General features: G+C 70.2%; 10 protein-coding genes. 6 read left to right on the plus strand and 4 right to left on the minus strand.

The annotated features are described in order from the left end of the window. The first annotated feature begins 399 nt into the window (after positions 1-399). The 3 genes from JWR33_RS06225 (at position 400) to JWR33_RS06235 (ending at position 5,275) form a co-directional block, all read left to right on the plus strand. Positions 400-1,320 carry a universal stress protein gene (locus JWR33_RS06225; RefSeq protein WP_297410313.1) on the plus strand — a complete coding sequence of 307 codons (921 nt, stop codon included), beginning with the start codon at positions 400-402 and terminating at the stop codon, positions 1,318-1,320. A gap of 463 nt (positions 1,321-1,783) precedes the next feature. Further along, the gene (locus JWR33_RS06230; protein WP_297410314.1) at positions 1,784-4,549 is read left to right on the plus strand and encodes a cation-transporting P-type ATPase; all 2,766 of its coding nucleotides are present in this window, start codon (positions 1,784-1,786) and stop codon (positions 4,547-4,549) included. Between the two features lie 132 nt (positions 4,550-4,681). Next, positions 4,682-5,275 carry a DoxX family protein gene (locus JWR33_RS06235; protein ID WP_297410315.1) on the plus strand — a complete coding sequence of 198 codons (594 nt, stop codon included), beginning with the start codon at positions 4,682-4,684 and terminating at the stop codon, positions 5,273-5,275. Between the two features lie 63 nt (positions 5,276-5,338). Here the strand turns inward: JWR33_RS06235 and JWR33_RS06240 are convergent, their stop codons facing one another. Together JWR33_RS06240 and JWR33_RS06245 are read right to left on the minus strand one after the other, a co-directional pair. Continuing rightward, entirely contained in the window at positions 5,339-5,971 is a 633-nt protein-coding gene (locus tag JWR33_RS06240) for a response regulator transcription factor (RefSeq protein WP_297410316.1), read from the minus strand. Then, entirely contained in the window at positions 5,968-7,674 is a 1,707-nt protein-coding gene (locus JWR33_RS06245; protein WP_297410317.1) for a GAF domain-containing protein, read from the minus strand. Before JWR33_RS06245 ends, JWR33_RS06240 begins: the two co-directional genes overlap by 4 nt. 101 nt (positions 7,675-7,775) lie before the next feature. Between JWR33_RS06245 and JWR33_RS06250 the strand changes: the two genes are divergently transcribed. From JWR33_RS06250 to JWR33_RS06260, 3 genes are read left to right on the plus strand one after another with little or no spacing between them, the layout of a single operon-like run. Beyond that, a complete protein-coding gene (locus JWR33_RS06250) occupies positions 7,776-8,645 on the plus strand; it encodes a universal stress protein (protein ID WP_297410318.1) in 870 nt (289 codons plus the stop codon). A gap of 17 nt (positions 8,646-8,662) precedes the next feature. Continuing rightward, positions 8,663-9,586 (plus strand): universal stress protein, encoded by a 924-nt coding sequence (locus JWR33_RS06255; RefSeq protein ID WP_297410319.1) that lies wholly within the window; start codon positions 8,663-8,665, stop codon positions 9,584-9,586. Continuing rightward, complete coding sequence (locus JWR33_RS06260) at positions 9,579-10,046, plus strand: pyridoxamine 5'-phosphate oxidase family protein (RefSeq protein ID WP_297410320.1); 468 nt, start codon at positions 9,579-9,581, stop codon at positions 10,044-10,046. The genes JWR33_RS06255 and JWR33_RS06260 overlap by 8 nt, the downstream gene beginning before the upstream one ends. A gap of 75 nt (positions 10,047-10,121) precedes the next feature. Here the strand turns inward: JWR33_RS06260 and JWR33_RS06265 are convergent, their stop codons facing one another. Further along, the gene (locus tag JWR33_RS06265) at positions 10,122-12,635 is read right to left on the minus strand and encodes a phosphoketolase family protein (RefSeq protein WP_297410321.1); all 2,514 of its coding nucleotides are present in this window, start codon (positions 12,633-12,635) and stop codon (positions 10,122-10,124) included. Positions 12,636-12,738: 103 nt separating this feature from the next. Then, positions 12,739-13,272: a hypothetical protein gene (locus JWR33_RS06270; RefSeq protein ID WP_297410322.1), complete on the minus strand. Its 534-nt coding sequence runs from the start codon at positions 13,270-13,272 to the stop codon at positions 12,739-12,741. Between the last annotated feature and the right edge of the window lie 154 nt (positions 13,273-13,426).

Genomic DNA, 13,426 nt, shown 5'->3' on the forward strand with positions numbered 1-13,426 from the left:
GGGGCCAGTAGCGGTCGTGCCACCGTTTCCCGTCCCACCACCGCAGATCGTGGGGGTGCGCTGCCGCGCGGTACCAACCGGCTCGGCGCTTGGTCGTTGTGCCGGTGCTCATGGCGGTGACACTAGCGATAGTGGGGACTCCCAGCCAGAGCCGTGCCAGTGGTTCGGCTCGATCGCGGACCCCGGCTCCTCCGGATCGTCCATGGCCATGGTTCCGGTCTTCGCAGCAGTTGCCCTGGTGACCACCGTTCCGCTCGCCGCGGTGCTCCGGAACCTCGACCGCGCTTGGTAAGGCGGGGCAGGTCGCGTCGCACTGTGGTTTCTCGCGGGACCTTCGGCACTGCATTTGATCGCGACGGGCGCGGACCATGTTGACGAACCCAGCGGACGGAGACTGAGATGCACACCACCGAGACCCGAGCGAAGGTCGGCCCAGCCCGAGCGGAGCGTGCTGCTTCCGCGGATCCCGAGCACGTGCTGTTCGCCACCGATGGCGGCGATGCCGGAACAGGCGCTCTGGAGTGGCTGGCCCGTCGTGCGGAGCAGCGCCGACTCGATATCGACGTGCTCACCGTGGTCGAGCGGGACTGGACGACCATCCAACTGCTCGAGGATGTGTTCCGCGACGCGGCAGAGGAGGTGCTGGATGCCGCCGAGGCCTACCTCGCACGGACCGCCCCCTCCGCCGAAGTCCGCACGGCGATGTTCTTCGGCGACGCACGGGCCGAATTCGCGAACGCCTCAGCGAACGCCGATCTCCTGCTGGTCGGAAGCAACCGGACCGGAGCGCTCTCGGGCATGCTCGGAGCCAGCTTCTCCACCCGGCTCGTCGAGGCGGGGCAGTGCCCGGTGGTCGTCGTGCCGAAGACCTGGCGGCCTGGAACCGGCGCGGTGGTCGTCGGCGTCCTCGGTGACGGGAGCGACGAAGCGGCGCTTCGGTTGGCCGTCGACGAGGCGACACTCCTCCACCGCGAGCTCCGGGTGATCCACGTGCGGGACTTCCCCGCCATGGTCCCGGACGCACTCGTGGAAGGTGCGGCCACCGCCGGTCTCGACGCCCAGGGTTCTCTGCTGTCGGAGGTCGTCGATCGGATCCGCACCGCGAACCCCGAGCTGCTGGTGCGAGGAATCCTCGTCGAGGGACATCCCGCCGGCGCACTCCTCCGGGAGGCCGAGGGGGCCGAGCTCCTTGTCGTGGGCCGCCACGGCTGGAGGGTCATGGAGCGCTTCTTCATCGGCTCGATCAGCCGGGACATCATCGCCCGCCCGCCCTGCCCCGTTGCGGTGGTCCGGCCGGTCCCCGAGGATGCGCGGCAGTAGCGCCCGAGGGCAGCCGGCTGCTCCTCGTCGCGCCTGAGCGGAAGGCGGCCCCCGTCCGCGCTTTCCCCTCCGTTCGATTGTGGAGAGCGCGTGTGCGTGCGAGCACTCCAGCCGAGCATGCGCACGGGTGGCGCCGGAGATCGGAGTGGATGCCCTTGTGTGGGCCCGCCCATGGCGGTGATCTTCGCCGGCGCCACCGCACCGCAGGCCGGCTACGCCGAGTCGATCCAGGCGTATCCGGCGCGCTGGCCCCACGTTCGGCTCCCGGTGGGCGGTTTCCCGGGTGGTGCGCATCGTCCGCTCACCGTCAGGAGCCGGCGACCCGGAACCGGATGGCATCGCCACCGGCCGAGCCGCGCCGAGACCCGCCTCGCGGGACCAACGCCCCTAACGGCGCGAGGAGGTCTCCCGAAGGGTTGGGGCTCTGCTGCACCCGTGTGCAGCACGAGAGCGAGGCGGAACGATGAGCCAGATGGCCGCTCCTGGAGCACCGCGACTCGACGGGGGAGGCCCCGGGGAACCGTCCCCGCGGCCCCGGGAGACGCCGGGAAGCGCGCCGCTTCCCTCCCTGCTCCGCGACCTCGGCACGAGCAAGGACGGGCTGGGGCGGCGGGAGGCGGAGCGACGCCTGTCCATCTACGGTCCGAACACTCTTCCCGCGGCAGCGACCCGGTCGGTCCTGGGGCTGCTGGCGGTCCAGCTCGTGCAGCCGTTCGCGCTGCTGCTCTGGCTCGCCGCCGCCATGGCCGTCCTGACGGAGACGCTCCTCCTCAGTCTCGCCGTCGTCGGAGTGATCCTCGTGAACGCGATCCTCACGGTCGTGCAGGAGCGCGGGGCGGCGAGGGCGGTCAGTGCGCTGGCGGCCTACCTGCCGGCCGTCGCCGAGGTGATCCGGGACGGCACCCTTCAGTCCGTTCCCGCCTCGCAGCTCGTTCCCGGCGACGTGCTGCTGATCACCGAGGGCGATCGGGTGTCCGCGGACGCCCGGCTGGTATCCGGGGCCGTCCAGATGGACCTGTCGCCGCTGACCGGCGAGTCGGTGCCCGCGATGCGCTCCGCGGACGATGCCTCTCCCGTCGAGCGACTGGTCGACGAGCCGGACGTGGTGTTCTCAGGAACCGCATGCGTATCGGGGCAGGCGAGGGCGGTCGTCTTCGCGACCGGCGCGCACAGTGAGATCGGGCGGATCGCCGCCCTTGCCGGGCGGCAGAAGAAGAACGACGAGAGTCCCCTCGAGCGCCAGATCCGGCGCGTCACGTGGCTGATCGCCGCGGTCGCCGTGGGGATCGCCGCCGTCTTCCTGCCACTGGCGATGCTGGCAGGGCTCTCGCTGCCCGAGTCCGGGATCTTCGCGATCGGGCTCCTTGTCGCCAACGTCCCCGAGGGGCTGCTTCCGACGATCACCCTCGCTCTGGCGGTCGGCGTGAAGGTGCTCGGCAGGTCGGGTGCGCTCGTCACCCGGCTGTCCTCGGTGGAGACGCTGGGCTCCACGACGGTGATCTGCACCGACAAGACGGGGACGATCACCGCGAATCAGATGACGGCCACCGAGCTGTGGGCCGACGGCCGGTCGGTGCGGCTCTCTGCGGGAGCTCCGGTGCCCGCGGGCATGGCCGAGGTGATGGCGGACTGCAACCAGCTGGAACTGACGACCGATCCCATGGAGAAGGCCCTGATCGAGGCGGCGCGCCGCGCCGGGGCGGCTCCGCGACCGAGCGCCGCAGTGTTCGCGTTCGATGCGCTGCGGAAGCGGATGAGCGTCGTGGTGGCTGAGGGGCCGGCCTTCAGCTGCGAGATGAAGGGCGCACCGGAGCAGGTCCTGCCCCTCTGCCGCACCGTGCAGGCCGGTGGCGGCGCTCGCCGGCTGACGGAGGCGGACGCCGCCGCCATCGAGGGTGCCGTTGCGGAGCTCGGTGCCCGAGGGCTCCGTGTGCTCGGCCTCGCCCGACGCACCATGACAGCGGTGCCGGCCTCGGTCGAGGAGGCGGAGACGGATCTGACCTTCCTCGGCCTCGTCGCCCTCATCGACCCGCCCCGGCCGCAGGTCGCGGCAGCCGTTGAGGCGAGCCACTCCGCGGGCATTCGCATCCACATGGTCACCGGGGACAACGGGGCGACCGCGCTCGAGATCGCGCGTCAGGTGGGGATCGTCCCGACGCGCCTCGTCTCGGGCGCGGAGTTGGACTCGATGAGTGAGCAGCAGCTCGATGCCGTCCTGTCCGCGCCGGGCGAGGTCGTGTTCGCACGAAGCACTCCCGACGGCAAGCTTCGGATCGCCGAGGCGCTGCGCGACCTGGGCCATGTCGTCGCGATGACCGGAGACGGCGTCAACGATGCGCCGGCGCTGCATGCCGCCGACATCGGGGTCGCGATGGGGCGCTCCGGAACCGATGTGGCGCGAGCGGCAGCGACGATGATCCTGGCGGACGACGACTTCTCGACCATCGTGACCGCGGTCAGGGAGGGCCGCCGCGTCTATGACAACATCCGCAAGTTCGTGCTCTACACGTTCGTGCACCTCGTCCCGGAGGTCGTGCCCTTCGCGGTCTTCGCGCTGACCGGGGGCCTCGTCCCCGTCCCACTGACCGCGTTCCAGATCCTCGCCATCGACCTCGGCACCGAGGTCCTTCCCGCCCTCGCGCTCGGCCGGGAGAGGGCGGAGCCCGACATCATGGCGAGACCCCCACGGCAGCGGAACGAGCAGCTGATCACCGGGCGCCTCCTTGTGCGCGCCTGGCTCGTCATGGGGCTTGTCTCCGCGGTCCTCTCGATGGGGGCGTTCTTCCTGGTGCTGCTGAGCGCAGGCTGGACCCTCGGCGCCCCGACGGGGGAAGGGACCCCGCTTGCCGAGGCATACCGCCAGGCCACGACGACCACCTTCGCGGCCATCGTCGCGTGCCAGATCGGCTCCGCGATCGCGGCTCGCACCGAACGGGCATCGCTGCGCTCCATCGGCTTCTGGACGAACCGGCCGCTGATCGCCAGCGTGCTCGCGGCAGTGCTCTTCACCGCGGCTCTGTGCTACCTCCCTCCGCTGCAGCAGGCGTTCGGGACCGCTGCCCTGCCGGGCTGGGTCCTTCTCCTTCTGCTGTCCTTCCCGCCCATCGTGTGGGGGGCGGATGAGCTGTTCCGCGCCGCGGAGCGTCTCCACCTGCGGCGCACCCACGGCGAGCACCCGCGGGTGCTCGTGGCTCCGCAGTCCTCACCTGTCGTGCTCGGGTCCCGATAGGGCCTGCGCTTCCGGGTGTCGAACGCCGCCGCCCGAGGGACCTAAGCCCCTGTGAGCTCCGTTCCGCGCTGACCAGACTCGGCCTCAGGAACAGCATCCCGCGTCAGAGGAAGACCTACCAGGAAGATGGACATGACCGCTCACACTCTCGCCCCCAGCGCCTCAGCCACCCGCCGACTCGCGAACGCAGACAGGCAGGCGGAGGCGCGGACGGCACTCGTCTCGACTGCGCTCGGGCGCCGCAGCCTCGCCGTCCTCCGCTTCGCCACCGGCTTCATCTTCCTGTGGGCCTTCCTCGACAAGACGTTCGGTCTCGGCTTCTCGACCCCCCTCGAGCGCGCCTGGATCAATGGGGGAGCGCCCGCTCAGGGCTTCCTCACGAGCCCGGCCGTCGTCGGTCCCCTCAAGGGCTTCTTCGCGGCGCTGGCCGTTCCCGCCACCGACGTCCTGTTCATGGCCGGAATGCTCGGGATCGGGCTCGCGGTTCTCCTGGGAGTCGGCTTGCGCGTGAGCGCGGCGGCCGGGACGGCCCTCATGGTCCTCATGTACCTGGCCGAGTGGCCCTTCACGCCGAACGCGGGCTCCACCAACCCGATCGTGGACTACCACCTCATCTACGCCCTGGCCCTGATCGTCCTCGCGGCCCTGTCCGCGGGGGACACCTGGGGCTTGGGGCGTCAGTGGAAGCGGATCCCCCTCCTCGGGCAGCGGCGCTGGCTTCTCTAGCCGGGAAGAGAGGAAGGAGCCGTCGAGGCCCTCGACGGCTCCTTCTTCACGCTGCGCGATCCGTCAGGGCTGCCGTGGATGCTTGGAGCCGTACACCGCCGCCTGGGTGCGGCGCTCCATGCCCAGTTTGTCGAGGAGCCCCGACACGTAGTTCTTCACCGTCTTCTCGGCGAGCTTGAGGCGCTCCCCGATCTGCCGGTTAGTCATCCCCTCGGTGATCAGGTCGAGGATCTGCCGCTCACGCAGGGTCAGCTCGATCTCGCTGCTCGACTCCTGCAGCCGCAGCAGGCGCTCCTCGGCCCGCCTGCGCAGGTCGGGGCGGATGAGCTGCTCTCCGGCGCAGACCCGCCGGATGGCGTCGACGAGGCCGGCGCCCCGGATGTCCTTGAGCAGCCAGCCCTGAGCGCCGGCGAGGAGCGCGGCTTCCTGTGCCTCCTCGTCGTCGAAGGCGGTGAGCATGAGGCAGGGCAGGTCGGGGCGGGTGGACCGGATGGTGCGGCACGCATCGATTCCTGTGCCATCCGGCAGCCGGACGTCCAGAACGACGACGTCCGGGGACGTCGCGTCGACCCGGGCGACCGCGGCGCGGACAGAGCCGGCTTCGCCGACGACTTCGAGGTCCGCCTCACGCTCGATCACGTCCGCGATGCCGCGACGCACCAGCTCGTGGTCATCGACAAGGAACACGCGGATCACCCTCCCACCTCGTCCCGGCGGGGAGTCGGGATCTCCCATTCCAGGACCGCTCCGCCGCTCTCGGCAGTCCGCAGGCTGCTGCGCCCGCCCCAGCGTCGTGCGCGGTCCTCCAAATTGGCCGTGCCGCTCGCCCGCACTCGGCCCTGCACCCCGCGGCCGTCGTCAGCCACCCGAACGCCCACCAGGTCGGCGGCCGCGTGCACGGTCACGGTGACCGCTGTCGCGTCGGCGTGCCGGGCCGCGTTCGACAGGCCCTCCCGCACCACGGCCTCCAGATCCTCGAGAACATCGTCGGAAGCCAGGCCGTCCAGGTCTCCCTCGAAGACGAGCCGGGGTGCCGCGGTGAACATCGCCGCGGATTCACCGACCACGTTGAGGAGCCGATGCCGCGCTGAGCCGCCCCTCGGCTCCGCGGCGCGCAAGGCGAAGACCGACTTGCGGATCTCGGCGATGGCCTCGTCGAGGAGCCCGGACACGAGCTCGATCTTGGGTTGCGCTCCCGACGGCACCCCCTGGACATCGATGCCGTTGAGCGACAGACCGGCGGCGAACAGCCGCTGGATCACGTTGTCGTGCAGGTCCCGGGCGATGCGGCTCCGGTCCTCGAGCAGGGCGACCCGCTCGCGCACCTCGCGTGCTTCGCGCAGCTCCAGCGCCACGCTGGCGTGTGCGGCGAATTCGGTGACCATGTCGAGATCGGACTCGAGAAAGCGGGAAGCGCCGGCCGCGCGGATGAGCGCTAGGGCGCCCCGACGTCCGGCCGAGCGCTCCAATGGAACGAACATCGCCGGTCCGGTGAACACGCTGCTGTCCACTGACGCGGGGTGCTTCACGCCGAGTGAGAGCACAGGGTTGCCCGAAGCGATCACCTGACCGGCGACGCTGTCGGCGAAGGGGAACACCCGGCCCGCGAAGTCGTCGGCGGCCTCTCCCCACGCTCGCTCGGAGACGAGCGCGCCGGCCGGAGTCTGAGTGATCAGGATCACCGCGGACGCGTCCGTCAGGCCGATGATCGAGTCGGCGATGACTCGGAGCGGATCGGTGCCGTCATCGTTGAGCAGTGCCCCGCTCACATCGGCCGAGGCGAACGCCCACCGCTGTCGGCGCTCGGTCTCCCCGAACAGGCGCGCATTGTCGATCGCCACGCCGGCCGCGGCGGCGAGGGCCGTGAGGAGCTCTTCGTCTTCCGAGGAGAACGCCCCGTCCGAGCGGTTGGTCAGGTAGAGATTGCCGTAGACCTCGCCGCGCACCCGGATCGGTACCCCCACGAAGGAGCTCATCGGCGGGTGCAGCTCGGGGAAGCCCACCGATCGCGGGTCCTCCGACAGGTGCTCGAGCCTCACCGGGCTGGCATCCGTGATGACAGCGCCCAGGATGCCGTGTCCCCGCGGCAGGTGCCCGATCGCATCCGCCTGCTCCGGAGACAGCCCCACGTGGATGAACTGCTCGAGAGACCCATCGGGCGCGATCACCCCGAGGGCTCCGTATTGGGCACCCACCAGATCCACGGCGGCTCGGGTGATGCGCGTGAGCATGACCGAGAGGTCCAGGTCCTCCGCGATCGCCCGGGTGGCGGAGAGGAGGTTCCGCAGGCGGCCCTGGGTGGTGAGGACGTCCTTCGCCTTGTCGAGGAGGTCCCCGATCGCCCGTTCGAGCTCCGAGCGGGGCAGGTCGGGAAAGGCGATGGAGGACTCGCTGCTCATCGAACGCCTTCCAGACCCGATCCAAGAGGGGACCTATGGCCCTGATTGCCCCGAACCCTATCGGGCGACCATTGGAGCACGCCACTGCAGAGGAGCTCACCATGACCATCCAGGCGGACCAGCATCGATACGAAGCCACCGCCCTCCCGGACGACCCGCTGGTGGGAGTGGGCGGCCAGATCCTCGTCGGCTTCGACGGGTCACCGGCAAGCGAGTCGGCACTGACCTGGGCGGTCGCGCGCGCGACCACGAGAGGCGTCCGCAGGATCGTCCTCGTCGGCGTGGTCGACGACGACTCGGGCGCCATGGGACAGGACTATGCCGATCTCGCCGCAGAGCAGGCGGCACGCTTGCTCTCGAGGACCGCGGACCGCGTCTCGGAGAAGCATCCTTCTCTGCTGGTCGACACTCGCCTCGCCCGCGGTTCGGTGGCAGTGGGGCTCGCGGGAGCCGGCTCCGACGAGGACCTCGTCGTGGTCGGCTCCGACAAGACCGGATACGCGCGTGGGCGGGTGTACGGGTCTCGGAGTCTCCAGCTGGCCGCAGTGGCTGGCGGGACCATCGCGGTGATTCCCGCCGTGGATCTCCGGCTTCGCGAGGGGGTGGTCGTGGCCCTGCAGGAGCCGGAGCGGGCCGGCGAACTGGCCCGCATGGGCGCACGGGAGGCCGTGCAGCGCCGCTCCTCACTCTCCCTCGTGCACGCCATCCCGCTCGAGAGCGGCCCGGAGCGGCACGCCTGCGCGGATCTCACCCTGGCCGCGGGGCGCGCGGCCGCATCACAGGAGTCTCCTCACCTCGAAGTGACCTCGTTCCTGGCGCACCGGCGTCCGGCAGAGGCGATCCTCAACCTTTCGAGGGACAAGGCGCTCCTGCTGGTCGGGCGCTCGCGTCGTCCCGAGCCGAACGTGCTCGGGGGGACCCTTCACGAGGTCCTGATGAACGCGAACGTCCCCGTCGTGGTCGTCCGTTGAGAGAAGCAGAAGAAGCCATGCACCTGATTCCCGATGCGACAGAGGCGCCCGCCAGCACCCCCGCCGAGGGCCGGTCGGAACCGACTGTCGAACGAGTAGCCTTCGCCACCGATGGGGGACCCGCCGGCAGTGGCGCCTTGGCGTGGATCGCGCGGCGCGCCACGAGGGGTGGGCTGCACATCGGCGTCGACCTGGTGCTCGAGCAGGACTGGGTGTCCGGCGGCCTTCACCTCGGCGACGCCGAGAAGGCGGCCGACGCGGTGGTCGAGGCGGCCGTGACCTACCTTCGCCAGGAGGCGCCTGCCGCCGAGATCCATGGGAACGTGACCTGGGCCGACCCGCGTGAGAGGTTCGAACAGCTCTCCGCAGCCGCGGATCTCCTCGTCGTCGGAACGAACAGGACCGGTCAGCTCGCGGGACCGCTCGGCGGAGGCTTCGCGATGAAGCTCGCCGAAGCCGCACGGTGCCCGGCGATCGTCGTTCCCCGCAGCTGGCGACCGGGCGAAGGCCCCGTGGTCGTGGGGGTCCAGGGCGACGCGAGCGACGAGGGGCCACTCGGCTTCGCGGCTCGCGAAGCCCGTGCCTCCGGCAGGACGCTCCGCGTCGTCCACACCTGGCGGCTCCCCACTCTGCTTGCCAGCGAAGCCCTTCTGGTGCCGCCGGTCTCGGAGATCGCCCGGAGCCACGATCAGCTGCTCCGGAGCATCGTGGACCCGCTGCGGGCAGCGAACGCGGACCTGCGAATCGAGAGTCTCAGTCTCGAGGGGCCCGCGGCAGCGCTTCTGGCCGAGCAGGGTGCGGGGGCGGAGCTGCTCGTCGTCGGATCCCACCGGCTCGGCTTCCTCGACCGCTACTTCGTCGGGTCGACCAGCCGAACGGTCCTCTCGCGGCCGCCATGCCCGGTCGCGATCGTCGGCATGCCGGTCGAGTCCCATGAGTGACGCCGCCTTCCCGTCCGCTGCCGGGGCTCCTGTGACGTCGCAGCTGTCCGAGACGGAGTGCTGGTCGATGCTCGGGCGAGCGGCAGTCGGACGCCTCGCCGTCAGCGTGGCGGGGGTGCCGGACATCTTCCCGGTGAGCTTTCTCGTCGACCGGGGAACGCTCCTGTTCCGGACGTCACCGGGCACGAAGCTGCTCGAGCTGACCATCAACAAGTACGTCGCCGTCGAGATCGACGGGATCGATGGCGACGAGGCGTGGAGCGTCGTCCTGCGCGGCATCGCCTCCCGGCTGGAGCGGAAGGCTGAGCTGGCTCACGCAGACTCCTTGGCCCTCTCGTCCTGGCAGCCCATGTCGGACTTCGTCTACGTCTGCGTGGCGCCGATGACCGTGACCGGGCGCCGACTGCGGCGCGAGCCGCGGCCTGCTCTCCCGCGTGACGGCGGCCGGCTCCCGGTCTGACGCTCGCTGATGGACGAGAGCCGGCCTCGGGGGAGTCCTCCCGCGGCCGGCTCGTGTGCGACAGCTTCTGAGCCGCTACTCGTTGTCTCCGCCGGTCGTCGCTCCCATGGACACCGCGCCCACGCCGGCGTTCGCCTCCGGCACGTCGCCCCGAACCGCAGCCGTCCACGTCCACTCGGTGACAGCGGGGATGTCCTCGCCGTTCTCGCGGGTGTACTGGCGTGCCAGCAGGCGGGCATCCTGCATGCGCTGGCGAAGCGGCCCGCTCGTTCCGGCCAGCCCGGGCACGTGGTCGAGGACATCCATCACCAGGTGGTAGCGGTCCATGTCGTTGAGCATCACCATGTCGAACGGCGTCGTCGTGGTGCCCTCCTCCTTGTAGCCGCGCACGTGGATCAGGGCGTTGTCGGGGCGGCGGTAGGTGAGGCGGTGGATCAGCCACGGGTACCCGTGGTAGGCGAAGACCACCGGCGTGCCGGCGGGGAACAGCGACTCCCAGGCCGATTCGCCGAGTCCGTGCGGGTGCTCGCCCTCCGACTGGAGGCGCATGAGGTCGACCACGTTGACCACCCGGATCTTCAGGTCGGGCACCTCGGCGCGGAGGATCGAGACTGCGGCGAGGGTCTCCAGGGTGGGCACGTCGCCGGCGCAGGCCAGGACGACGTCCGGCCGCCGGCCCGCGACCTCGGTCCCTGCCCATTCGAAGATCCCGATGCCGCGCGTCATGTGCAGGATCGCCTCGTCCATGGTCAGCCAGCTGAACGTCGGCTGCTTTCCGGCCACCACCACGTTCACGTAGTCGACCGAGCGCAGGCAGTGGTCGTAGGTCGACAGCAGGGTATTCGCGTCGAACGGCAGGTAGACCCGCACGACATCGGCCTTCTTGTTGACGACGTGATCGATGAACCCGGGGTCCTGATGGGACAGGCCGTTGTGGTCCTGCCGCCAGACATGGGAGGACAGCAGATAGTTGAGCGAGGCGACGGGACGCCGCCAGGGGATCCCCTTCGAGACCTTGAGCCACTTGGCGTGCTGGTTCAGCATCGAGTCCACGATGTGGATGAAGGCCTCGTAGCTGTTGAAGAGCCCGTGCCGGCCGGTGAGCAGGTAACCCTCGAGCCAGCCCTGGCACTGATGCTCGCTCAGCATCTCCATGACCCTGCCCGCGCGGGCGAGGTGCTCGTCGGAGGCGAGGATCTCGGCGTTCCACTGCTTGTCGGTCACCTCGAGCACGGCGCCGAGCCGGTTCGATGCCGTCTCGTCGGGGCCGAAGATGCGGAAGTTGTGCGGATTGCGCCGGATCACGTCGGCGAGCCACTCGCCCAGCACTCGGGTCGGCTCGTGGACTGCTCCGCCAGGGGTCGGAACCTCCACGGCATAGTCGCGGAAGTCGGGGAGGTCGAGGTCCTGCTTGACCAGTCCGCCGTTGGCGATGGGATTGGCGCTCATGCGGCGCTCGCCCACCGGCGCGAGCGCGGTCGCGAGGACCACGGCGGCGCCGCGGTCGTCGAACAGCTCCTCCGGCCGGTAGGAGTGCAGCCAGTCCTCGAGGATCCTCAGGTGCTCGTCGGTGTCACGCGCGTTCGCGAGGGGCACCTGGTGCGCGCGCCAGTTGTTCTCCGCCGGGTGGCCGTCGATCTCCTTCGGGCACGTCCACCCCTTCGGCGTCCGGAGGATGATCATCGGCCAGGCCGGCCGACCCTCCAGAGTGCCGGCCGCCGCCGAGGCCTTGATCTCTGCGATCTGGTCGAGCACCCGGTCCATGGTCTCCGCCATGCGACGGTGCACCGCGGCCGGATCCTCGCCGTCGAAGCCGCCGGCGACGATGTACGGGGTGTGGCCGTAGCCGCGCATCAGGCTGAGGAGCTCGCTCTCCGGGATGCGTGCCAGAACGGTCGGGTTCGCGATCTTGTATCCGTTGAGATGCAGGATCGGCAGCACGACGCCGTCGTGCAGAGGGTCCAGGAACTTGTTGGAGTGCCAGCTGGTGGCAAGCGGACCGGTCTCCGCCTCTCCGTCCCCGACCACGGCCGCGACGAGGAGGTCCGGGTTGTCGAAGGCGGCACCGTAGGCATGGGACAGCGAGTACCCCAGTTCGCCGCCTTCGTGGATCGATCCCGGAGTCTCTGGCGAGACGTGGCTCGGGATCCCTCCCGGAAAGGAGAACTGGCGGAAGAGGCTGCGCACCCCGTCCTCGTTCTTCCCGATGTGCGGATAGACCTCGCTGTAGGTGCCGTCGAGGTAGGCGTTGGCGACCATGCCCGGTCCGCCGTGCCCGGGCCCGATCACGTAGATGGTGTTCAGATTCCGCTGGCGGATGACGCGGTTGAGGTGGGCGTAGAGGAAGTTCAGGCCAGGTGTGGTGCCCCAATGCCCGAGCAGTCGCGGCTTGACGTCCTCGCGCACCAGGGGCCGCCTGAGCAGCGGGTTGTCCATCAGATAGATCTGGCCGACGGAGAGGTAGTTGGCCGTGCGCCACCACGCGTCCAGTTGAGCGAGCTCGCTGCTGCTGAGCCGCCGGGATGCGTCCGCGGCGGGGCCGGGTTCGGGAACGGAGGTTCGGGGGAGCGACGACGGCGCGATGGTCATCCCGTCAGCCTCGCCTCGCTTCTCCGGCCGCGCGAGTGCCGAAGGTCCCATCAACGCGCGCTCCCTCCGATCTGGCAGAGGCCGGGATGTCGAACGGAGCGCGCTACTCCTCTTCCTCGAACCTCTGCAGCGCCTGGGCGTAGTCCGCGCGGCTGGCGCGGGTCTTCCACGACACCGTCAGCGACTTCTCGTCGTCCTGCTCCACGAAGTGGCCGCGATAGGGCAGCACCCGCAGGACCCGGAGACCGCGCTCCGCGGCCGCAGCGAGCTCGTCGGTGACCAGCGCCTCGAACGCGTCGCCGTCCGCCCGGGGCAGCGAAAGCATCCATGTGCGGCAGGCCTCCCGGTCCAGGCCGTTCCAGCCGCCCACATCCGCCCAGCTGCGGGCGGTTCCGCCGCCCAAGCCGCGCGCCGACGCCCAGGTCACGTCCCAGAGGGCGGTCCAGGCCTCCTTGGACAGGGTCCCCGGCATGGCTGACTCTCCGCGGTCGGGTACCGGATCGAGCTCCGGCACCGTCGTCCGGGTGCGCAATCGCCAGGCGTGCCGCAGATAGAGCAGCTCCAGCAGAGCGGGCTCCTCGTCGAGAACCGTCACGCTCGTCGCGGGCGTCGTGCTGTCCATGACCGGAACCCCCATGCGGATCCATCTCCACGAAGAGGCGCTCGGGCGCCGCCTCACTGAGGGAATTTCAGGCGGCGCGATGGAGGTTCCATCTCGGTTCGGGAATGTCGTGTCGCCCGGTCAGGAGCAGCCGATCAGCGCGGGCGGAACACGATCGACGTCGTCCTGT

This window comes from Naasia sp. (genome assembly GCF_025465545.1).
In the GTDB taxonomy this organism is placed as follows: Bacteria; Actinomycetota; Actinomycetes; order Actinomycetales; family Microbacteriaceae; genus Naasia.